This window comes from Sphingomonas sp. PP-CC-3A-396, assembly GCF_004343105.1.
Classification (GTDB): Bacteria; Pseudomonadota; Alphaproteobacteria; order Sphingomonadales; family Sphingomonadaceae; genus Sphingomonas.
Genome location: NZ_SLYF01000001.1, coordinates 309,734 through 331,110, shown reverse-complemented (window position 1 = coordinate 331,110; position 21,377 = coordinate 309,734). Strand labels below are relative to the sequence as shown.

General features: G+C 64.7%; 18 protein-coding genes. 7 read left to right on the top strand and 11 right to left on the bottom strand.

What is annotated here, in order from left to right; genetic code table 11:
• Positions 1-151 precede the first annotated feature (151 nt).
• The 3 genes from C8J40_RS01525 to C8J40_RS01515 all read right to left on the bottom strand — a co-directional run bounded on the left by C8J40_RS01525 (position 152) and on the right by C8J40_RS01515 (position 3,255).
• Entirely contained in the window at positions 152-670 is a 519-nt protein-coding gene (locus C8J40_RS01525; RefSeq protein ID WP_132895824.1) for a thioredoxin family protein, read from the bottom strand.
• A gap of 5 nt (positions 671-675) precedes the next feature.
• Complete coding sequence (locus tag C8J40_RS01520) at positions 676-2,400, bottom strand: DEAD/DEAH box helicase (protein WP_132895491.1); 1,725 nt, start codon at positions 2,398-2,400, stop codon at positions 676-678.
• Positions 2,401-2,772: 372 nt separating this feature from the next.
• Complete coding sequence (locus C8J40_RS01515; protein ID WP_132895490.1) at positions 2,773-3,255, bottom strand: hypothetical protein; 483 nt, start codon at positions 3,253-3,255, stop codon at positions 2,773-2,775.
• Between the two features lie 121 nt (positions 3,256-3,376).
• Between C8J40_RS01515 and C8J40_RS01510 the strand changes: the two genes are divergently transcribed.
• The 3 genes from C8J40_RS01510 (at position 3,377) to C8J40_RS01500 (ending at position 6,296) form a co-directional block, all read left to right on the top strand.
• Complete coding sequence (locus C8J40_RS01510; RefSeq protein WP_132895489.1) at positions 3,377-4,777, top strand: FAD-binding oxidoreductase; 1,401 nt, start codon at positions 3,377-3,379, stop codon at positions 4,775-4,777.
• A 131-nt stretch (positions 4,778-4,908) separates the two neighbouring features.
• Positions 4,909-5,691 carry a SapC family protein gene (locus tag C8J40_RS01505; RefSeq protein WP_132895488.1) on the top strand — a complete coding sequence of 261 codons (783 nt, stop codon included), beginning with the start codon at positions 4,909-4,911 and terminating at the stop codon, positions 5,689-5,691.
• An 11-nt stretch (positions 5,692-5,702) separates the two neighbouring features.
• Entirely contained in the window at positions 5,703-6,296 is a 594-nt protein-coding gene (locus C8J40_RS01500; RefSeq protein ID WP_132895487.1) for a cytochrome b, read from the top strand.
• 426 nt (positions 6,297-6,722) lie between these two features.
• Here C8J40_RS01500 and C8J40_RS01495 read toward each other — a convergent pair whose 3' ends face one another.
• The 4 genes from C8J40_RS01495 to C8J40_RS01480 all read right to left on the bottom strand — a co-directional run bounded on the left by C8J40_RS01495 (position 6,723) and on the right by C8J40_RS01480 (position 9,996).
• Entirely contained in the window at positions 6,723-7,793 is a 1,071-nt protein-coding gene (locus tag C8J40_RS01495; protein ID WP_132736140.1) for an AI-2E family transporter, read from the bottom strand.
• Positions 7,794-7,892: 99 nt separating this feature from the next.
• Positions 7,893-8,177, bottom strand: coding sequence for a hypothetical protein (locus C8J40_RS01490; RefSeq protein WP_132736137.1), 285 nt, complete (start codon positions 8,175-8,177; stop codon positions 7,893-7,895).
• Positions 8,178-8,283: 106 nt separating this feature from the next.
• Positions 8,284-9,510 (bottom strand): multidrug effflux MFS transporter, encoded by a 1,227-nt coding sequence (locus tag C8J40_RS01485; RefSeq protein ID WP_132895486.1) that lies wholly within the window; start codon positions 9,508-9,510, stop codon positions 8,284-8,286.
• Between the two features lie 213 nt (positions 9,511-9,723).
• Complete coding sequence (locus C8J40_RS01480) at positions 9,724-9,996, bottom strand: hypothetical protein (RefSeq protein WP_132736131.1); 273 nt, start codon at positions 9,994-9,996, stop codon at positions 9,724-9,726.
• A 311-nt stretch (positions 9,997-10,307) separates the two neighbouring features.
• Here C8J40_RS01480 and C8J40_RS01475 point away from each other — a divergent pair, with 311 nt between their 5' ends.
• On the top strand, positions 10,308-11,564 hold the full coding sequence (locus C8J40_RS01475; protein WP_243693185.1) for a glycoside hydrolase family 130 protein: 1,257 nt from the start codon (positions 10,308-10,310) through the stop codon (positions 11,562-11,564).
• Between the two features lie 15 nt (positions 11,565-11,579).
• On the opposite strand, the gene C8J40_RS01470 is transcribed toward C8J40_RS01475, so the two are convergent.
• The 4 genes from C8J40_RS01470 to C8J40_RS01455 form a co-directional block, all read right to left on the bottom strand.
• A complete protein-coding gene (locus C8J40_RS01470; RefSeq protein WP_132895484.1) occupies positions 11,580-12,698 on the bottom strand; it encodes a glycosyltransferase 61 family protein in 1,119 nt (372 codons plus the stop codon).
• Positions 12,699-12,806: 108 nt separating this feature from the next.
• Complete coding sequence (locus C8J40_RS01465; protein ID WP_132895483.1) at positions 12,807-15,839, bottom strand: glycosyltransferase; 3,033 nt, start codon at positions 15,837-15,839, stop codon at positions 12,807-12,809.
• A gap of 104 nt (positions 15,840-15,943) precedes the next feature.
• Entirely contained in the window at positions 15,944-17,029 is a 1,086-nt protein-coding gene (locus tag C8J40_RS01460) for a polysaccharide biosynthesis/export family protein (protein ID WP_243693158.1), read from the bottom strand.
• 168 nt (positions 17,030-17,197) lie between these two features.
• Positions 17,198-17,869, bottom strand: a complete 672-nt coding sequence (locus C8J40_RS01455; RefSeq protein WP_132895481.1) for an ABC transporter ATP-binding protein — start codon at positions 17,867-17,869, stop codon at positions 17,198-17,200.
• Between the two features lie 8 nt (positions 17,870-17,877).
• Here C8J40_RS01455 and C8J40_RS01450 point away from each other — a divergent pair, with 8 nt between their 5' ends.
• The 3 genes from C8J40_RS01450 to C8J40_RS01440 are packed head-to-tail and all read left to right on the top strand — an operon-like array spanning position 17,878 to position 21,373.
• Positions 17,878-19,233, top strand: coding sequence for a glycosyltransferase family 1 protein (locus C8J40_RS01450; protein ID WP_132895480.1), 1,356 nt, complete (start codon positions 17,878-17,880; stop codon positions 19,231-19,233).
• Positions 19,223-20,569 carry a glycosyltransferase family 1 protein gene (locus C8J40_RS01445; RefSeq protein WP_243693157.1) on the top strand — a complete coding sequence of 449 codons (1,347 nt, stop codon included), beginning with the start codon at positions 19,223-19,225 and terminating at the stop codon, positions 20,567-20,569. Before C8J40_RS01450 ends, C8J40_RS01445 begins: the two co-directional genes overlap by 11 nt.
• Positions 20,570-21,373 carry an ABC transporter permease gene (locus C8J40_RS01440; RefSeq protein ID WP_207901118.1) on the top strand — a complete coding sequence of 268 codons (804 nt, stop codon included), beginning with the start codon at positions 20,570-20,572 and terminating at the stop codon, positions 21,371-21,373.
• Positions 21,374-21,377 lie beyond the last annotated feature (4 nt).

Below are 21,377 nucleotides of genomic sequence, written 5' to 3'. Positions count from 1 at the left end.
GTTCCCTCTCCCATCGGGGAGAGGGAGAGACGCCGAAGGCGGCGATAGGTGAGGGCAAGCCAAACAGGGCGAGTAGCGGAGCGGACGAGCCCCATCGCCCGCCTCAGACTAGCGAAATGCCCAATACCGAAACGCCCTCAAAAACTCCCGATCAGGCCGCCCACTTCGCCAGCCAGTCGGCGAGCGCCTGCGGACCCATCGACCGCGCATCCGCCAGCTCGGTCTCATGCCCGGCGTTCAGCAACCGGTTGCTCCGCGGATCGACCACCAGCACCGCCGGCACGCCCTTGAGCCGCCCCTTGATCCCGTACCCCGCGGCGATCTGACTGTTCTTGTCGAAGCGGCCGATGTCGACCGTCACCACCACGAACTTGCTGTCGACGAAGCGCTTCATCTCCGGCAGGTCGATCGTCCCCGCGAGCAGACGGCAGTCGAGGCACCAGTTACCGCCGAGATCGATCAGCAACCGCTTGTGTGTCTTCAGCGCGCGCGCCCGCGCCGCCGCAACCTGCGCATTGGCGTTCGCCGACTCGTTATACGGCAGCGGCAAGGGCTGTGGCAGCTTGTCGAAGCTCGTCGTGTTCACGTGCGGCGCCACGACTTTCGCGCGGGGCGCAGCGGGGGCGGCCACGGCAGTCGCGAGCAAGGCAAGCGCGGCGATACGGCGCATCGACATCATTCATATCCTCCGATCACGGCATTCAGGAAGCTCGGGAATGGTCCGTTCCAGCCATCCGCCGGCGTATCGGCGAGCGGTTGGCGGCGACCACCGGTTGGATCCGCAGGAATGCGCTCCGTCCGTGGCGGCTCGACCTTTGCCGCTTCCGAACGAACAGGTTGCGAGCGAGGAGGTTCCGACCGCACCGGCTCCGTCCGCACCGGCTCCGTCCGCACCGGCTCCGTCCGCATCGTCTCCGTCCGCGCAGGTGCCGCGCGAACCGGTTCAACATACGCCGGTTCGACCTGCACCGGCTCGACCCGTGCCGGCTCCGCAACGCGCGGCTTCACCGCGGGCACGGGCTCGTCGATCGGCGTACGCTCCCAGCGAGGACGCTTGGCCGCCGCAACCGGCTCGGCCGCAGCCAGCACCTCGGCGACGATCGCCGGGGCCACCGTATCCGCCCGTGGCACCCGCCGCGTACGGGGCCGATCCGACTCCTTGGCAGCCGCCGCCGCAACCGGCACCGGCGTAAACGTCTCGGACCGCGCGCCGCGACGCGGCCGTGCGCGCCGCGCCGTGCCATCGTCTTCGGTCGCAGCAGCAACCGGCGCCGACTTCGGCTCGGCACCCTTCAGCCGCTCGATCGTCTGCCCGGTCAGCTTCTCGATATTGATGATATTCTCCGCATCGTCGGGTGCGACGAACGTGTACGCCGTCCCCGTCGCCCCGGCGCGACCCGTGCGACCGATCCGGTGGACATAGTCGTCCGGATGCCACGGTGCGTCATAGTTGAACACCGTCGACACGCCCTTGATGTCGAGCCCGCGCGCCGCAACGTCGGAGGCAACGAGGATCGTCACCGCGCCGGTCTTGAACAGCTCGAGTTCGGCCAGCCGCTGCGGCTGTTCCATGTCGCCGTGGATCTCGCCCGACTTGTAGCCCGCCTGCTTCAGCACCTTGTTGAGGTCGCGCACCGTCGTCTTGCGGTTGCAGAAGATGATCGCGTTGGTCACCTCTTCCTGCGCGAGAATGCGGCGCAGCGTGTCGCGCTTGGCGGTCTGGCTCGGCACCGGCACCAGATACTGCTTGATGTTGAGGTTGGTCGATGCCGGGCGCGATACCTCGATCGTCTTGGGATTGGTCAGGAACTTGTCCGCCAGCTTCTTGATCGGCGGCGGCATCGTCGCCGAGAACAGCAGCGTCTGGCGCTGTTTCGGCAGCTTGGTGCAGATTTCCTCGATGTCGGGGATGAAGCCCATGTCGAGCATCCGGTCCGCCTCGTCGATCACCAGCATCGAACAGCCGTTGAGCATGATCTTGCCGCGCCCGAACAGGTCCATCAGCCGGCCCGGCGTGGCGATCAGGACGTCGACGCCCTTCTCCAGCGCGGCGAGCTGGTCGCCCATCGACACGCCACCGATCAGCAGCGCCATCGAGAGGTTCGAATTGACGCCGTATTTCTCGAAATTCTCGGCCACCTGCGCGGCGAGTTCGCGCGTCGGCTCGAGGATCAGCGAGCGCGGCATCCGCGCGCGACTGCGGCCATGCGCGAGGATGTCGATCATCGGCAGCACGAACGACGCGGTCTTGCCGGTGCCCGTCTGGGCGATACCGATGATGTCACGCATCATCAGCACCGACGGGATCGCGCCGGCCTGGATCGGGGTCGGCTCGGTATAGCCGGAGTCGGTGACTGCCTTCAGCAGTTCGTCGGAGAGGCCGAGATCGGCAAAACTCATGCAAATGTCCGGTAAATAGAGGGTGAAATGCACTGCCCTCAAGCGTTCCGGCGCTCGCCGATTTGGCGACAAATGTCAAGGAAACGCGGTGAATGGAGGGTGGGAAGGGGCGGCGGGCGGGTAAACGTCAATTACCTGCTGCATTCGCATAGCTTGAACGCGGTGCGTATGCGTGAATTCACCAGACGCACCTCCCCGGCGAAGGCCGGGGTCCAGTTGGAAAGGTCGCAGTAACCAACGGTAGCGCAGAGTTGGCAACGTCACCCGACTGGACCCCGGCCTTCGGCGGGGAGGTGGTTGTAGGGTGCGGGCATTCGTCGAACCGAAACAGGATTTTCGAACAGGCAGTGTACGCGTTCCGAAGCGACCGACCTACTTCTTCTTCGCCCGCAAGCTCTTGAACCCTTCGATCTCGCAGCGTGAACCCGATCGCATGCGGATCGCGTCACGGCCCTTGCAGATCATCCCGTCCGCGCCCGGCCGCAGATAGAACCCCGAATAATAATCGAGCGGCTTGCAGTCGCCATCGAGCCGCGCGCGCAGCCGCGTCGTATCGTCCATCACGAGGTCGACCGCGCCGTCCTTGTTGAGCATCGCACCAGCAATTTCATCGACCGCGATGCATTTTGGACCCTTATGCTCCTTCCATTCGCGCGGCGGCGCGTAGGTTCGCGCGGGGGCTCGGCTCATCCGGGGCACACGGATGATGATGCGTTCGTGGATCGAGACCTGCGCGACCTGCGTGCCGTCCAGTTCGAATCCCGAAGACAGGCCGGACGACGGTACATCGCGCAATGCCACAGCAAAGGGGCCCGCGAGCGCGAGCAGGGTGGCGGGTATCGCGGGGTGAATCATGGTGTCTGGATCATGCTGACGTAATCGTTAGGGCCTATCGTTGAACGCGCGATGAATTTTGTCTAGCGCTTCGTCCGTGCCCCAAATTCAGAAAGCAACCCTGACGCCTTCGCAAGCCGCGATGTTGCAAGCGCTAGCACCACAGCTCGATGCGAAAGCGGTCGTCACCGACCCCGCCGACATCGACCCTTGGCTGCACGACTGGCGCGGCCGGTTCCACGGCGACGCGCCCGCGCTGCTGGCGCCGACCTCGACCGCGGAGGTCGCGCTGATCGTCAAGGCCGCCGCCGAGCACCGCGTCCCGCTCGTCGCCCAAGGCGGCAACACCTCGATGGTCGGCGGCGCGACCGCCCCCGCCGACGGCAGCGCGCTGATCCTGTCGCTCCGCCGCCTCAACCGCATCCGCAGCCTCGACACCGACGCCGGGCTCGCCATCGCCGAAGCCGGCGTCATCCTCGCCGACCTCGACGGTGCCGCGCAAGGCCAGGGGTGGCGCTTCCCGCTGACGCTCGGCGCGCGCGGCACGGCGACGATCGGCGGGCTCGTCTCGACCAACGCCGGCGGGACGCAGGTGCTCAAGTTCGGCACGATGCGCGGTCTCGTCGCAGGCGTCGAAGCGGTGCTCGCCGACGGGACGATCCACGACGGCCTGTCCGCGTTGAAGAAAGACAATCGCGGCTACGACCTCGACCAACTCTTCATCGGCGCGGAGGGGACGCTCGCGATCGTCACCGCCGCCACGCTCCGCCTCGTCCCCGCAATTGCAGCCCGCGGCACAGCCTGGGTCGGCATCGCGTCACCCCACGCCGCGCTGAAACTCCTGCGGACGATGCAGGCGAGGACCGACGCGATCGAAAGCTTCGAGATCCTCCCCACCGAGTCGCTCGATGCCGCCATCGCGCACCTCCCGAACGCCCGCGCGCCGCTCGCCGGCCGCCACCCCTGGCACCTCCTCATCGAGGCAACCTCGGCCACTACCGAAGGCCAATCCCCCAGCGCACTCCTCGAACGCCTACTCGCCAAGGCGCTCGAAGACGGCGCGATCGAAGACGCGACGATCGCCACCAGCGAAGCCCAGTCGGACGCCTTCTGGCTCCTCCGCGACTCGCTCTCCGCCGCCGAACGCGCGCTCGGCCCCGCGACGCAGCACGACATCTCCATCCCCGTCGAGACGATGCCGCGCTTCATGATCGAGGCGGCGGCGGCGTGCGACGCGCGCTTCCCCGGCACGCATGCGAGCGGCTTCGGCCATCTCGGCGACGGCAACGTCCACTTCCACGTCCGCGCCGCCCCCGGCACCGACCCCGCGCATTGGTATGCCGGGGACGCGCCGGTCGTCACCCGCTTCGTCGGCGATCTCGTGACCGCGGCCGGCGGCTCGATCTCAGCGGAGCACGGCATCGGCCAGATGAAGCGCGACGAACTCGCCCGCCTCTCGTCGCCCGCGCGGATGACGGCATTGCGGGCGATCAAGGCCGCGATGGATCCGCTCAACATCCTCAACCCCGGCAAGCTCGTCTAGCTCAGGCCACGACCGCGTCTCACCCCGGCGATTCCGCACCACACTTGCACCAACCCGCCCCGCACCATAGAGCCTCGCCCCAATCGGTGGCACCAGTCACCGGCATCTGAACGACCGATCCGGAGAGTAACATGGCCAGCACCGCCCAGCTTCCGCTTTTCTACAACGGCCTCGAGCCGCTCTCGAGCGACACGCACGCGAACTACAAGGTCCGCCCACAGGACAGCGCGCCGTTCCTGGTCGGCCAGCACGCCATCCCGATCACCGTCGACGAATTCCCGCTGGTCCAGCGCCACATGCCGATCGTCTTCTCGACCGGTGACGACGCCATCCCGCTCGCGCTGATGGGCCTGAACGAGGGCGTCAACGTGTTCGTCGGCGACGACGGCAAGCTGACCGAGACCACGTTCTACGTGCCCGCCTATGTCCGTCGCTACCCGTACATGCTCGCGCGTCTGCACCCCGATGCGCAGGAGCTGTCGCTCTGCTTCGATCCGACCTCGCCGACGCTCGGTGAGTTCGAGGACGGCGATGCACTGTTCGAGAACGGCCAGCCGACCGAGCTGACCAAGAACATCCTCGGCTTCAACGAGTCGTTCGAACAGGCCGGCGCACGCACGCAGAACTTCATGAACGAGCTGCGCGAGCTCGAGCTGCTGATGGACGGCGAAGTCACGATCCAGCCCGACGGCGCCGAGCAGCCGTTCGTCTATCGCGGCTTCCAGATGATCAACGAGGAAAAGCTGATCGACCTGCGCGGCGATGCGCTGCGCAAGATGAGCAAGTCGGGCATGCTCCCGCTGCTCTACGCGCACCTGTTCTCGCTGTCGCTGATGCGTGATATCTTCGCGCGCCAGGCACAGCTCGGCCAGACCCCGCAGCCGCAGATGGCCGCGCCGCAGTTCAACGTCTGAAGGACACGTACATGGCGGCAGCGCGGGATAGTTCGGAACGCTACTCGCCGGAGCGGCATTCCTCGGAACGCTATTCGAGGGTGGCGATCTGGCTTCACTGGACGATCGCGCTGCTCGTCATTCTCAACCTCGCGGTCGGGCTGTTGCACGATTCGGTGCCGGCCCTCCGCGCGTGGATGGGGGCGCACAAGGCGCTCGGGATGGCCGTCCTCGTCCTGAGCGTCGCGCGGCTCGCATGGCGTCTCGCCAACCGCCCGCCGCCGCTGCCCGCGCTGATGCCGGCCTGGGAAAAGGGGCTCGCGCACGCCGCGCATGCGCTGCTCTACGGCATGATGATCGGCATGCCGCTGACCGGGTGGCTGATGGTGTCGGGCTCGGCGAAACGCGGTCCGTTCAACTGGTTCGGCCTGTTCGACATTCCGTATCTGCCGGTATCGACGGCAACCGGGCATTTCGGCCACGAGGCGCATGAGATCCTCGGCTGGATGATGCTCGCGCTGGTCGTCGCGCACAGCGCGGCTGCACTGCGCCATCACCTGCTGCTGCGTGACGAGATCCTGGCGCGAATGGCACCGGCGTTCGCCCGCAAGAAAAACGCGCTCTGAAAAAAATTCGGTGTGCGCCGCAACAAGGGTTGAACCAAATCGGGGCTCACCCATTTAGATCCTGTACGGCATCGTGTCCCCCCCTTTCGCGGCGCCGTACGGTACGCTTCTAGCGTACCTCCTCCCTGAACCTAGGCCACTCCGTGCGTCATGCACGGGGTGGTTTTTTTTGGCCTGCGGATGCGGGGTAGGGACTGCGGCTGCGTTCCAGCCGACACTCCGGCGTTAACGAGTACAGCCGCGCTCAAAACCGATCCTCCCCCGCCAGGGGGAGGTGGCACCGAAGGTGACGGAGGGGGAGGATGGGCAACCGACGTGCCGTCTACCGCCCCCTCCGTCAGGCTGCGCCTGCCACTCCCCCTAGCGGGGGAGGATTTGAAAACTGCGCTGTGTCGCGGGACAACCAAGGCAAGCCGAGGCAGTGGCTCAGGCGTCGGGCTCCGGCTGTCCAAGCCGCTGTTCGGTCAGGATCTGCCATCCCGCCAGGAACAGCGCCGCGACCACGGGGCCGACGACGATCCCGCTCAATCCGCAGATCTCGATTCCGCCCAGCGTCGTGACCAGCACGACATAATCCGGAATTCCGGTGTCGCGACCGACCAGGATCGGCCGCAGGATATTGTCCGCAAGCCCGATCACCACGACCCCCGACACGATCACCGCGACACCCTGCCAGATCGCACCCGTCGCCAGCAGATACACCGCAACCGGCACCCACACGATCGCCGGCCCCAAGGCGGGCAGCAACGAGGTGAGCGCCATCAGCAGGCCCCACAACAGCGCCGCCGGCACGCCGACCAGCCAGAAGGTCAAGGCGCCCAGGCCACCCTGGACGAGCCCGACGATGACCGATCCCTTGATCGTGGCGCGCACCACCGCGACGAACTTGCCGACCAGCCGCTCGGTCACCGACCGCTCCAGTGGCAACGCGCGACAGATCGCCGGCCCGACGCGGTCGCCGTCGCGCAGCAGGAAGAACGTCACGTACAGCGCGATGCCGAACGCCAGCAGGAATGCGAATGCATTGCGGCCGATCGACAGCGCCTGTCCGGCGATCGTCCGGACGCTGTTGCCGAGTGCGCCGGAAATACGCGATTGCAGCCGTTCGAAGCTGTCGATCCCGGACTTGTCGACGAGCTGCTGGAGCCGCTGCGGCAAGGCATCGTGGATCTGCTGGAAATACGCGGCAAAATTGATCTGGCCGCTCTGCATGCTCGTATAGACCGAGGATGCCTGGTCGATCATCAGGCTCGCGATGATCAGCGTCGGGACGACCACCGCGACGAAGATGATCAGCATCGCCAGCGAGGCGGCGAGGTTGCGCCGCTCGGGCCAGCGCTTGAGCAGCTTTTGATACAGCGGCTGGAACAGGATCGCCGCCAGCGCGCTCCATAGCAGCGCGGCCGCGAAGGCGGATACCACCACGCCCAAGGCTATGGTGATGATCGTCAAGAAGAGGAGAAATCCCCCGTTCTCGATCCGGCCCCTGTTCGTCATGTCGCCCACCCTGTTTCGCCAGTCCGGTCGACATGTCCCGGCCGCCGTCTCGCATCACTTATATAGAAAATCCCCCCGGGCGTGCCGGGGGGATCAGTATCAGCGGAGCTTCTCGCTGCCGTTGACGAGGGCCGCCTTCTCGCTGGCCGGCATCGCCTGCGCGTTCACGTCGGCGTCGTCGATCGCGTCGGCCTGCTGGTCGCCGCTCTCGCGCACGGCCTTGGCCTGGTCCTCGAGGTTGTCGGCCTTGGCTTCCAGCGCGTCGGCACGGTTGTCCGCTGCGCCTTCGACCTGGCTGCCCAGCTTGTCGTCGCCCTTGCCGCCGCAGGCTGCGAGCGGAACGGTGAGAGCGGCCATCATAAGCGCTACGGTCAGTTTCTTCATGATCGGATATCCTGTTGGTGTTGTGTCGACGCAAACCGTCACGGTGACGTAACGGTTCCCAACGCAGCGATCCTTCTGAAACAGTGTGATCTTTTTGCACTAAGCCTCAGCGCAGCGCAGTCCCCCGCTGGAACCAGAAGCGTCCCTCGACCAGATACACGATCACCAGCGCACCTAGGCCGATCCCGAGATAGCCGATCGCGAGCGGGAAGGTGGATCCGTCATACGCCTGGCCGATCAACGATCCGACCACCACCGCGCCGAGACTGGTGATAAATCCCTGCACCGACGATGCGGTCCCGGCGATATGCCCGACCGGCTCCATCGCCATCGCGCCGAAGTTCGATCCGCACAGGCCGATGCACGTCATACTCAGCGCCTGGATCGCGATGAAACTCCACAGCGTCTCTAGGCCACTGGCGATGACCGCGAGATGGACCAGCGACAACGCGATCAGCGCGAACACCCCGGCCTGCGAGATCAGCCGCGTGCCCAGTCGCTCGACCAGCCGACTATTGGCGAACGACGCACAACCCATCGCGAACGCGCAGACCGCGAACAGCATCGTGAACCGATCGCCCGCACCGAACTGCTCACCGAAGATCTGCTGTGCCAGCGACACGAAGGCGATGATTCCGCCGAACGTCAGCGACGCGGCGGTCGCATAGCCGATCGAATAGCGATTGGTGAGCGTCAGGCGATAGGCGTTGCGCAGCGACGTCAGCGAGATTGCCGTCCGTCGCTCGATCGCCAGCGTCTCGGACAACCGCATCGCCGCCCATGCCAGGACGAATGCGGCGAACGCTGCCAGCGCGTAGAAGATGAACCGCCACGGTCCGAACGCGAGCAGGATTTGTCCCAGGCTGGGTGCGAGGATCGGCACCAGGAAGAAGATCATCTGCGCGATCGACAGCGTCTTGGCCATCTGCCGCCCGGAAAAGCGATCGCGGACGATTGCGACGGCGAGCACGCGAGTCGAGGCCGACATCAGTCCTTGCAGGATCCGCGCACAGATCAGCGCGGTGAAGGTCGCCGAACTCGCTGCGAAGATGCTCGCGCCGACGAAACCGATCAGAGTCGCGAGCAGGATCGGGCGGCGGCCATAGCGATCGGCGAGCGGCCCGTAGACCAGCTGGCCGATCCCGAAACCGAACATGTATGCGGTGATGATCCACTGCCGCGAATTGGCAGTCGCGGCATGAAGCTCGGCCCCGATCGCCGGCAGCGCGGGCAGCATCAGGTCGACCCCGAGCGCGTTCACCGCCATCATCGCGGCGATGAACGCGACGAATTCGCGACGACCAAAGGTAAATTGGGTAAGCGGCTGCGTCATATCCCCGCGCCTACTGGTTAATGTTGCACCGCGCCATAATCGATCGCACCACCTCGGAATCCTCCCCCGCCAGGGGGAGGTGGCAGGCAAAGCCTGACGGAGGGGGAGGACACGAAACACAATTTGGCGCACGCCTCCCCCTCCGTCTGGCAAGCGCCAGCCACCTCCCCCTGGCGGGGGAGGATCATATGATTTGAAATTGGCTCACGCGCGTTATCCCGCGACCGGCGTGTCGCTCCGCTCCACCGCAACGATATCGACGTGATAGCTCTTCCACCCCCGCGTCGCCGCGGCCTCGACTGCGAGATTCTTGGTCTTCTTCGCCTCGCCGAGCGACTTGCTGTGTCCCCAGAACACCTCGGTCTTGCCGTTGGCGAGCACCGCGACGATCCGCCAGTAATGGGTTAGGTCGAGCGCGGTGGGCCCGATCGTCTTGACATAGCCGTCGGGCAGGACTGCCGTGAGGTAGAATTTACGCTTGGCCATCGCGACCTGCTACAAGCGCGACGGCCCGAACGCATCCGTGAAAAATGCCGTTCCCGTATCGGCCATGACGTGCGGCGACCGGATTTGGCAAACGGCGCAGGGATCGAATTGGCGCGTGCAGCGCTCCTCCTGAGACTCCTTCCGAAGGGCCGATAATGACGACACCCGACGCTGCTCCCACCAGTCTTCCTGCAACGGCCAGTCCCAACACGGCGGCTTCTGCAACGACCCCGGCAACGACTGGCGCCGACTCGCATGGGATCGACTTCAAGGCAGCGGCCGACGTGTTCACCAAGCTCGATGTCGAACTCATGCCCGATCCGTCGCGGACCGTGATCCGCCCGTTCAGCTTCGCCTATCCCGCCGCGTTCGACGATGGGCGGCCGTCGCGCGTCCATGCCGTCATCGATCGTGTCCGTGCGCTCGATCCGGCGATGCGGACGCGAATGCGCGCGCTGCTCGCGGCACCGATGCGCGAGCGGCACCGCAATGCCGATCGCGTCTTCCTGCGCCGCTTTGCGGAGATCCGCGACGAGATCGGCGCGGGTGATTTCGACGATGACGAGCAGTGGCTGATCGGCGCCTATTTCAGCCAGGAATACGCGTTCGAATCGGCGGCGTTGTTCAATCCGAGCATGGTCCGGTTGCCCGACGACGCGCTCGACGGGCGTCCGACCGAACCGGGCGCGGTGCGGTTTCTGCTGTCGCTGCGCGGGATCGGCGAGGGGCATATCTCGTCGGTGACGTTCCGGACCGGCGAATGGGGGCCGGGCGATCGTCTCGTGCTCGATCCGCCGAGCGCGAACGGGGTGCCGCCGCAGATCGAGCGGACCGAGGCGGATTGGGTGCGGCTGCTGTGCGAGGATAGCCAGGACGTCTCCGAGACGGTGATCTTCCCGGTCCTGCCCAGCCAGCACCAGGGGATCGAGGATCTCCGCATGGTCACCTTCACCGACCATGACGATGTGCAGAGCATCATCGGCACCTATACCGCGTTCGATGGCAAGACCGCGCGGCAGGAGATGTTGCGCGGGATCGATATTCGGACGTTCGAGATGCGGCCGCTGGCGGGCTCGATGACCGGCTATAAGGGGATGGCGTTGTTCCCGCGGCGTATCGACGGGCAGTTCGTGATGCTCGGGCGGCAGGACAGCGAGAATATCTGGCTGCTCCGCTCGGACGATCTCTACACCTGGGACAGCGGCACGCCGATCATGGCGCCGAAATATCCGTGGGAATTCGTCCAGCTCGGCAATTGCGGGTCGCCGATCGAGATCGACGAGGGCTGGTTGGTCTTCACGCACGGCGTCGGCATGGTCCGCGGCTATTGCATCGGTGCGTGCCTGCTCGACAAGGCGGACCCGTCCAAGGTGCTCGCGCGGACGCCGTCGCCATTGCTGTTCCCGTCGGCCGAACAGCGCGGCGGCTATGTCCCCAACGTCACCTACAGCTGTGGTGGGCTGCTCCAGGATCGCCGGGTGCTGCTGCCCTACGCGATCGGCGACGAATACAGCGCCTTCGCGGTCGCCGAGGTCGACGACATCCTAGCCGCCATGGTCCCCGCCTGACGGTTCCCTTGCGGCTCAGCCAAGCGCCCCAAACAATTTGCGTATGATTCCTGTATCAACCGAAAAATCCCGCCGATCCACCGGGCGGGCGTCGGTGGAGACGGTCGGGCCGACGGCAGCGAGATAATCCAGTTGGCGGTGGTGTGCGAGATTGGCGAACAAGGTCGCATCGCCCTCCCGCCCTTCTGGAGCAAGTTCGATCAAAACGCTGCCGGGACGCATGAAGACCGCATTGGCGAGCCCGGCGCCCAGTGGCCCGGCAATGGCGTCCGCACCGGAAAACAGCTTAACTTGATCGTGAAAGGCAAGATGTTGCGGCTCGACGGTTTCGAACCCGTGCTCGGCGGCGATCTCCATGATCTCGGCTTCATTGATCAGTTTGCGCGACCCGGCACCGGCGCGGGTAATAAAGAACCGGCGTCCCGATTGTGCCGCTGGCGCATGCCGCTCGCGTATTTCATCCGCCATGGCGAATGCGTGGGCGCAAAACGTATGGATGTTGCTCAGCCCGCGCGCCGGCATCAGCAACCGGGCGCATCGTGTGATGCCGTCCTCCTGCGTCGCGCACCTGTCGATCGGTTGCAGCGCCGTCAGCATGTCGGCCATCCACGGGCGTAGCGGTGGCAGCCAGACTGTCGTGTCCGCCGCCAACCCCTCACGCTGTGCCAACCACAGCCGCGGCATCGCCTCGAGCAACCAGTGGAAGTAGTTCAGGTTGGTTTGGATGCCCACGACCAGATGTGTTCCCGGTAGCTCGGGCCCGCCGACAAGGTCGATCGAGAAAAGACGATCCGGGTGCTCGTGAAATCCGTAGCGGGCAAGCGATCCGAAGGCGCGGAAGCTGTCGCTGAGGATGCGATGATCCTGATCCGCAACCAGAAACCCTTCGGTGAGGATAGCACCATGCGGTAGCGCAACGACGAACGAAGGCGCCAATCGCGTAGTCGCGCCCGGCCCCGAACGGACGTCGTGTTCGCGCGCTACGTCGGCGACGCGCGGATCGATCGCGAAGAATACGGGGGGCTGGCGTATCACTGGTGCGCTACCAGGCAGCGTGACGCGCGTGGCTTGACCTACGGCAGTCGACAGATCATCCGTTGTGGGAATGCCATCGCGGTGGAACAGGTGATACATCGTATCAGGTACAAACTGAGAGTCGGTGATCGTCGGTTCCTTGCAGGAAACGTTGTGACGTACCTGTGTCTATGATCGCCGTCCAATCCCAGCCGGCGAACTGTTTCGTCATCCTGCGCTTCCCTCGATCTGGAGGTCGGTGAATACGCATCGGTTCTTCGCTACTTGTGCGTACAATGCCCCATAGCGGTCTGCCATCGCCGAGGTGTCATAGTGACGGCCGACCGTGTCCTGCCAGTGGACGGTAGCCATCCGGGCCGCATGGATGGCATCGGGAAGCGCCGCCAGATGAGCGAGCCATTGTGCCAGATCGGCAGCTGGAATGCCGACGTGGTGCAGCCACCCGGCGCCGGACTCCTTGATCCTGTCGCCCACTGCGCCAATGTCGAAGCCGACCACAGGCAGTCCTGCTGCCCAGAGCTCGGTCAGTGTGTGACAATAGGTCTCTGCCCATATCGAGAAAATAGCCCCGAGGTGTGGCGCAATCTCGGCCACCCGGGCGGCGAACGCATCGCGCTGGTACCGCCCATGCAGGACCAGTCCAGGGCGCGCAGTCATGTGACCCGAATCGCCTAGGACGTGAAATTCAAACGTGCGCCCGCCGTCGATCTCCGCCACGGCTTCTATGAGGATGGACCCTTTCGCGGCGGAAAGGTTGCCGGGTACGAGAATCTTGAGCGGCATGCCCGGTTGCCACGGCGCCGCGATGCCGAAATCCGTAAAGGTGCGCCCATGAGGAATGACCTCAAACGGTCGGCTAGCGAGATCGGGCAAGGCATCGAGAATAATCTCCCGCGCGGTCGGGCTTGTCGTGACGTACGCATCACAGTGGCGAAGCGCCTCGTTCATCATCGCGCGCCAGCGATGGATGAACTGATGCTTCAGGTTCGGAAACGCATCGGCCGGCCATAATTCGGGACGACACCGACCCGGCCCGGGCGTGCAGCGGCCACCGCAAAACACCATGTCCTGATCCAGCAGTTTCACCGTCGGGCACAGCGTATAAAAATCGTGAAACGAGAAGACTGTCGCGATCCCCAGTCGGCGGCACGTTTGGGGGAGGGTGGTGCTGTGCCACGCCATGTGTCGAATATGCACAAGATCGATCGCGTGCCGGGTGAGCATGTCGGCGACGATCAGGTCGTATTCGCTCGAGCGGTGGACCAGCGGATCGATGCCGCGGTGCAGGTCTGCGGTCTCGACCGGCACCAGCGCGCCCTCGTGCAGCCGCGACAGCTCGAGCTGGACCGTATCGCAGCGTAGCAGCCACGGTTCGAACCGGTCGTCGATCGCGGCCATCAGGTCCTGGTTGGTCTGCGGCGTGCCCCCCGACTGCGTGGCGATCACATACAGGATGCGTGGTCGCGGCGCGGCCACGACGTCGGCCACCGCACGCCGGATCCGCCAGCGCATCGCCAGCATGTCTCGACCGCGCGAGAACACGCCGATCCGTGCCTTGTATTCGGGATAGCGTTCGTCGACCACCAGCCGCCCCGCCGCATACAGCGCCGTCTTGGTCGTGCCGAAGCTTGCCGACCCCTCATGATGGACGAACGTGCGGTCGTCGACGACGTTGCGCAGCCCGGCATGATCGGCGCGCATCGAAAAATCGTTCTCCTCGCCATAGCCGCGGGGAAACGCCGTGGCATCGAGCACCCCGATCCGGTCGAGCGCGTCGCGGCGGATGAACAGGCAAAACCCGTGTCCGGTCGGCACCTCCGGTCGCAGCGTCATCGCCGATTGCCGGACCAGCCGTGCCATGTCGTCGAAGGAGAAGCCGGCGGGGACCGGATTGGCGGTGCCGGGCTCCGGCACCGAGAAGGCGCCTGCATTGTCCGACACCGCCGTCGCGGTCGCGACCGACCGGCCGCTATAGGCCGCAAGGCGCAGACCCTGGAGCCACCCGACGGTCACCTGCGTATCCGAATTGAGCAGGACCACATCGTCGGTGCCGGCAAGCCCGATCGCGCGGTTGACGGTACGCGTGAACCCCAGATTCTCGGTATTGCGGTGCACCTCGACGTTACGCAGCGTGGCCGCGGTTTCCAGGATTTCGGCAATCGCCGGATCGGTGCTGCAATCGTCGATCAGGATCAGCCGGCAGGGTATGTCGGTGCTGCGGCAAAGCGCGGCGATGCATGCGGCGGTATCGTTGGCGGCATTGTAGATCGGGACGATGATCGTCACGCCGCGCTCGTCGAAATCGGGCAGGATGTCGAGGATCACCGACGGCAGGAGCGTACGCCGCTCCGGAACGGGCATATCGATCGCGCCGCGGATCGCCACGACGTCATCCAGCGCATGGACGGCAACACGCGCGCTGGTCGCGCCGGTCATGCTGATCGACGGCATCTCGAAGCGAAACCCGCCTCCCGCCGCGACGATGCCCTTGGCGACGAGATCGGCGCGGTACCGGTCGGCGACTCCGGTCGCATAGCGGATGCCATCGATCCGCATTTCCACGCGAAGCGTCCCGTCCGAGCGGTTGGCATCGGCTGCCCAGCCCCGTGCCTCGCTCAGCGTGACGCGTTCGAGTTTGCCGTGGACCAGTTGCGTACGGACGAGGGTCGCCGCGCCGACGATGTGCGTGCCGGCCCGCAACAGGATCATGTCCGGGCCCAAGGCCGTGGCGGACGAAGGTGTCGCGCGCGCGCGCAACGCCTGCAGCGACACGCGGAACCCGTAGTTCGGAGCGCTGCCCGGCACGATCTGCATCAGATCGGGGCGGTCGATTGCCGGGTCGATAGACGCGGTCAGGTTGCCATCGAACTGGAGCGTCACTGGCAGGCCTACTGCGACGATCCAGCCTCCCACATCGTCGCTGCCCGCCACCTCGATGTGACCGAGCGGCGCCATGAGACGCACCGCGTCCGCCGCAATTTTGAGCGGCTTGCCAGTGATCGTCGCCGTCACATGCGTCCCGTCGGCGATCGGAACCGGCAGGCAAACGCGAAATGCACGCGCACCGATCGCGGCCAGATCCTCGCGATACGCTGTTTCCGTGATCTGGACGACGCGCTGTGCGATGCCGTCGAACGAGAGAGTCAACGGGCCGGATCGCAGCGCCTCGTCGTTGGCCCAACCCTGCACGACCACGCGATCCGCCAGGCATTCCAACGCTTCGATATAGCCTGCGGTCATTGGTCTTCGCTGCTCCGTTCGCTCGCTTGGTATCCGGAGCCGACAGGACACGGTCGTTCCTGTCGTTGTTCGCTCCGGCCTCGTTCTCGTCCGTGCGTCAGCGGTTACTGGGTCAGGCTGCGAGCTAGCGCGAGCGGCGTGAAGAGCTGACCGATGATCTGCGTCATCTTGCCCGGTGCATTGGCTGCGGCGCTGGAGACGTAGATCACGTCCTTGTCCTGCATCTCGACCCGCTGCGACAGAAAATAGCTGTCGGCGCGGATCATGTTGAGGCGGTAGACGATCGGCTTGGGCTCGGCACCGAGCGAGGTGTCGTACCGGAACAGATAGACCGCGGCCGGGTCTGCGGTCCGCTCGCTCGGGCCTCCGATCCGTGCCATCGCTTCGGCCAGCGAGAGCGAACTTGCGCCGAACGCGACCTGCGAGACCTTCTCGGTTGCACCGAACACCAGGAATGTCCGTGGCCGGTTAAACAATTCGATCCGGTCGCCTGGCAACAACGCGATATTCTGATCGCCCGACGCGTTGATTTCGCTCAGTCGTGTTTCTGCAGAGCGCGCGCTGCGGGTAACGCGCACGATCATGTCGTTGGGCTGGTTGGTCGTGCCGCCGGCGCGCGCGATCGCATCGAGCAGCCGTTCGCGCGGCAAGCCCAGTTCGAACCGGCCGGGCGTGCGTATGTCCCCCGAAACATAGAATACGTTGAAGGCGTTGGTTTTGACCGCCACGACGACCTGAGGGCGTTGCGACAAGCCGATCATGCCCTGTTCGATCGTCCGCTCGACCTGACCAGGCGTCTTGCCGACAACCGACACGCGACCGACATACGGTAACTGCACGTTGCCGGACGAGTCCACGCGAACGGTAAGATCGGTGCCCGATGCCGATGGTGTGAAACTGCTTTGGGCGGCGGCGCCGTTGCCACGCGTGAACAGAGTCACGCCAACTTCGAAAATGCCGATCGACAGCGTGTCGCCGGGGCCCAGCGTGTCGGTACGGCCGACTTCGTCCAGCGTCGCGAGCGGCGTGGTGGTGGCGCCGTGGATGGCAAGACGCGCGGTGGTCGCCGCGTCGATATCGACGATCTGGAATCCCGTTTGGTTGTCCTTGGTTTCCGCGCGGCGGATTTGTGCGGAGGTCGGCCCAGCGGCAGGTAGGGTCGAGCACCCCCCAATTGCGCCAAGTCCCACAGATATAAGGATGATCCTGGTCGACTGGCTGATGTATCGTCGACGCCGTTTGTAAATTTCAAATGTCGTCATCGATAAGTCTTTCAATAGACTGGCCGAAGATATCTAACTATCGGCCTATGTTTACCGATGTACCGTTAAATGAGACCAATGATGAAAACAATCAAATCAACGTGGCGATGAGGGAAAGCTTTGTAGTCTATGGTGCACGTCGGCAGCTTCCTGAATCGTGTCATAGAGCGTGACGACGCCGCCAAATACCACCGCGCCACGGTCGCAATATCGAAATAATGCGTGGGTATCGTGTGAGACCATGACTAGGGTTCCACGGTCACGACGTGCGGTAAGTGCCTCTTCCGACTTGATTCTGAAACGTTCGTCTCCAGCGCCCGTAATTTCATCGACGATGTAGCAATCAAAGTCTATGGCGAGGGAGACGCCGAACGCAAGACGTGCGGACATGCCTGCCGAATAGGTATTGACAGGTTCATGAATATAGGAACCGAGTTGCGCAAAATCCTGAACATAGTCGAGCAGTTCTTGCGGATCCCGGCCATAGATCCGGGCAATGAAGCGGGCATTGTCAGCGCCTGTAAGACCGGGTTGGAACGCACTAGCATAGCCGATCGGCCAGGATGTCGTCATGGTGCGTTTGATGATGCCAGACGTTGGCGGCTCGACCCCCGAAATCATCCGCATCAGAGTCGACTTTCCGACGCCATTTGCGCCACATACACCAATACTATCGCCGCGTTTTATAATCATGTTGACGTCGTTCAGAACCGGGTTCTGAAAGCCGCGACCATGATATTTCTTGTAGACGTTCTCGAAGGCGATCATCGCGTCGAATGCTCCGCATGGAAGGGATGACATCTGGGGCTGTACTCGACCAAGCCCTCCATAAGAAGGTGAAGATCGCCGTCGACGCGCGATTGGCAGGAACTGGCGGTACGGGGGTTGCGACTTATCGTCGGGCGGTGCTCGCCGCGCTCGCCGCGGCGGGCCGTACCACGCTGGCCTTGCGCGATGACTCCATCGGCCGCTTCGGTGCGCCGAGCACGCGGCGGGCGGCGGCATCGCGATGGCTCTCGGCATGGTCTTCGCGACCCCGCAGCGTTTCTGCACGACCCATTGCGGCCGGGCGGGCACCGGTACGCGCAACGTCGGACGGCGAGACCGCGGGCTTGTGGCGGCGCGACATCTTCAGGCTCGCGCAGGTCCATTTCGCGCGGCACGGTACGCTGTTGCGGCTCACCCCGCCGGAGCCGGTCGGCATCATGCATTGGACCTATCCGATCCCTGCCCTCGTCGAGGGCTGGATCAACGTCCACACCGTGCACGACGTGATCCCGTTGCGCCGGCCCGATCTGTCCGCCGTCGCTGCGGAGCGATTGCGCGCGTGCCTGATGGCGATCGCCGCGCAGACCGACCGGATCGTTACGGTATCCGCCTGGGCGCGCCAGACCTTCCTAGAAATGCTGCCGATTCCGTCGGAATTGATCAGCGATTGCGGCGGCGGGTTGGTCGGGCTCGCCGGAACGCAGGAGGCGGGCACGCCGGGTTCCGGCGACACGCCTAGCGCTCGTCTCGGGCGTAGCGGCGGCGTCTTGCCATATGATCTGCGCCCAGACGGCTATCTATTCTTTTGCGGAACGATCGAGCCGCGCAAGAACCTCGCCCGGCTCGCGGTCGCGTGGCGGGCCAGCGGCTGCGGCGTGCCGCTGGTGATGGCGGGGCCCATTGGTAGCGATGGCGCTGATGGCGATGCGTTGCGCTGCGAGCTTGAACGCGCCGGCGTGCTGGTCCTGCCGTACCAGGACAGGTCGGTGTTGATCGACCTGATCCGCAACGCGCGGGCGCTCGTCTGCGTGTCGCTGGAGGAGGGGTTCGGCTTGCCGGTTGCGGAAGCGATGGCGCTCGGAACGCCGGTCCTCACCTCCAACGGTGGCGCGCTGGCGGAGATTGCAGGCGGCGCCTGCTTGCTGGTCGATCCGGTCGATGCACAGGCGATCGCCGAAGGGCTCCGGCGGATCGTCGCCGACGATGTTCTGTGTGCCGCGTTGACGAGGCGCGGGTTGGCGCGAGCGGAGGTTTTCAAGCCGCTGGCGTTCGGCCGGCGACTGACGCCGCTGTACGACCGGCTGATCGACGCGCGGATCGCCGAAGGCGTGTGGCCTGAATTGGAGACCGCGGGTGAACGCTGACGTGCGGATCGCGATCGACGGGTTCAACCTCGCCTTGCCGCATGGCACCGGGGTCGCGACCTATGGCCAGGCTCTTGGCGACGCGATCACGTCATTGGGCGCGCGCCTGAACGGCGTATTCGGGATACCCGTCGGGATCCACCCGGAGCTGCGCGAGATCCTGTTCTACGAGGCGCTCGGGCGGGGAATTCCGCAAGGCCCCGGGCTCGCGGCGGTGCGGGCGGTGCGGGAGTGGTTCGGCCAGTATCGGCGGACGCAGATGTTCGACGTTCCGATGCGGGGATTGATCGTCCAGGGCGCGATCGCACGGCGACTGCCGCGGTTCGAGCGGATCATGAGTTCCGCCCGGCTGTTCGAGCGTGCCGATCGTTATTTTGCGCGGACCGGACGGTTCCTGCCGATCCGGGTCTCCGATCCGCCGCACATCATGCACTGGACCTACCCCGTGCCGATCCGGATGCAGGGGACGAGCAACGTCTATACGCTGCATGATCTGGTGCCGCTCAAGCTGCCCTATGCGACGCTCGACCGAAAGCGGCTCTATTACCGGATGACCGAGACGATCGTGCGCGAGGCGGACCATGTCTGCACCGTGTCGGAGTCGAGTCGTGACGATGTGATCGCGCAGTTCGGTATTGCCGGGGACCGCATCACCAACACCTATCAATGCGTCTCGACCGCGCAGACACGGCAGGGCCATGTCGGCGACGTCACCGCGTTGTTCGGGCTGAAGCCGCGTGGCTATTTCCTGTATTATGGCGCGATCGAACCCAAGAAGAATGTCGGTCGGCTGATCGAGGCCTATCTCGGCAGCCAGGTAAAGACACCCCTCGTCCTGGTCGGCGCGGGCGCGTGGCAGGCTGACGAGGACCTTCGCCTGCTCGCGACCGGAGCGGCCGGATCGCACAATGCCTTTGGCAGGCGTGTCGCGAGCCAGGTCATCCGGTTGCAATATCTGCCGCGCGCGCTGTTGCTGCAGCTGATCGAGAACGCCAAGGGGGTGATCTTCCCGTCATTGTATGAGGGGTTCGGGCTTCCCGTCCTCGAAGCGATGCAGCTTGGCACCCCGGTCATAACGTCGGATCGGAGTTCGTTGCCGGAGGTCGCGGGGCAGGCGGCGTTGATGGTGGACCCGTACGACGTCGGCGCGCTGACCGCCGCCATCCTCGCGCTCGATACCGACGACGCGCTGGCGGACCGGCTCGTGGCGGCCGGCACCGAGCAGGCGCAGCGGTTCACGCAGGATCGATACCGCGCGCGACTCGGGGCGATGTACGACACGATCTTGGCGAAGGCCCCACGGACCGGTCGCCATATGCCGAAGGGGTGGGAGTAGATGGCGACCCGTATCCAACCGCGCGGCACGCTGCGTCGGGGCCTCAAGGTCCAGGGAAACGTGATCGGTGCGCTGATCATGCGCGAATTGCATACGCGCTATGGCCGCGACAATATCGGCTATGTCTGGCTCATTCTCGAGCCGATGATGCTGGCGACGATGATCGCCTTGCTGCATCAGCAGACCGGCGGGCATTTCGGCAGCGACATCAAGCCAGTGCCGTTCGCGCTGATCGGCTATTGCATCTTCATCATGTTCCGCAGCATCTTCGGGCGTGCCGAGGGCGCGCTGGAGGCCAATCTCCCGCTTCTGTATCACAAGACGGTAACGATCTTCGACGTCCTGCTCGCGCGCGCGCTGCTCGAAGCCGCGGGCTGTATCCTGTCGTTCATGATCTTGATGGGGCTGGCGGTGGCGACCGGCCTGTCGGATCTTCCCGCACGCCCTCTTTACGTATGCCTGGGCGTAGCGTGCATGTTCTTTCTGGCCTTTGGTCTTTCGCTCATCGTCTGCGCTTTTACGTTCGAAAACAGAGCGATGGGACGATTGGTCCATCCGATTGCGTACATCATGCTGCCATTGTCCGGTGTCTTCATCATGATGCAATGGGTGCCGGCAAAGTTCAGGCCGTTCTTTTCGGTCATTCCGATGTCGCATATTTTCGAAATGTTGCGATACGGATGGTTCATCAGCGCGGTGCCGTACTTTATCGACGCATGGTATCTCGCTGGCTGGATATTTGGATCGACCTTGATCGGTCTGCTGGCGATTGCTGCCGTCAAACGCAAGATACATATGCCGTGACGAT

Coding starts and splice junctions, on each gene's coding strand:
- C8J40_RS01470 (WP_132895484.1), bottom strand. CDS start 12,698: ATGTATCACCTGTTCCACCGCGATGGCATTCCCACAACGGATGATCTG.
- C8J40_RS01515 (WP_132895490.1), bottom strand. CDS start 3,255: ATGATTCACCCCGCGATACCCGCCACCCTGCTCGCGCTCGCGGGCCCC.
- C8J40_RS01525 (WP_132895824.1), bottom strand. CDS start 670: ATGCGCCGTATCGCCGCGCTTGCCTTGCTCGCGACTGCCGTGGCCGCC.
- C8J40_RS01465 (WP_132895483.1), bottom strand. CDS start 15,839: ATGACCGCAGGCTATATCGAAGCGTTGGAATGCCTGGCGGATCGCGTG.
- C8J40_RS01450 (WP_132895480.1), top strand. CDS start 17,878: ATGCTCCGCATGGAAGGGATGACATCTGGGGCTGTACTCGACCAAGCC.
- C8J40_RS01440 (WP_207901118.1), top strand. CDS start 20,570: ATGGCGACCCGTATCCAACCGCGCGGCACGCTGCGTCGGGGCCTCAAG.
- C8J40_RS01485 (WP_132895486.1), bottom strand. CDS start 9,510: ATGACGCAGCCGCTTACCCAATTTACCTTTGGTCGTCGCGAATTCGTC.
- C8J40_RS01490 (WP_132736137.1), bottom strand. CDS start 8,177: ATGAAGAAACTGACCGTAGCGCTTATGATGGCCGCTCTCACCGTTCCG.
- C8J40_RS01475 (WP_243693185.1), top strand. CDS start 10,308: ATGCCCGATCCGTCGCGGACCGTGATCCGCCCGTTCAGCTTCGCCTAT.
- C8J40_RS01500 (WP_132895487.1), top strand. CDS start 5,703: ATGGCGGCAGCGCGGGATAGTTCGGAACGCTACTCGCCGGAGCGGCAT.
- C8J40_RS01495 (WP_132736140.1), bottom strand. CDS start 7,793: ATGACGAACAGGGGCCGGATCGAGAACGGGGGATTTCTCCTCTTCTTG.
- C8J40_RS01520 (WP_132895491.1), bottom strand. CDS start 2,400: ATGAGTTTTGCCGATCTCGGCCTCTCCGACGAACTGCTGAAGGCAGTC.
- C8J40_RS01505 (WP_132895488.1), top strand. CDS start 4,909: ATGGCCAGCACCGCCCAGCTTCCGCTTTTCTACAACGGCCTCGAGCCG.
- C8J40_RS01510 (WP_132895489.1), top strand. CDS start 3,377: ATGTTGCAAGCGCTAGCACCACAGCTCGATGCGAAAGCGGTCGTCACC.
- C8J40_RS01480 (WP_132736131.1), bottom strand. CDS start 9,996: ATGGCCAAGCGTAAATTCTACCTCACGGCAGTCCTGCCCGACGGCTAT.
- C8J40_RS01455 (WP_132895481.1), bottom strand. CDS start 17,869: ATGATCGCCTTCGAGAACGTCTACAAGAAATATCATGGTCGCGGCTTT.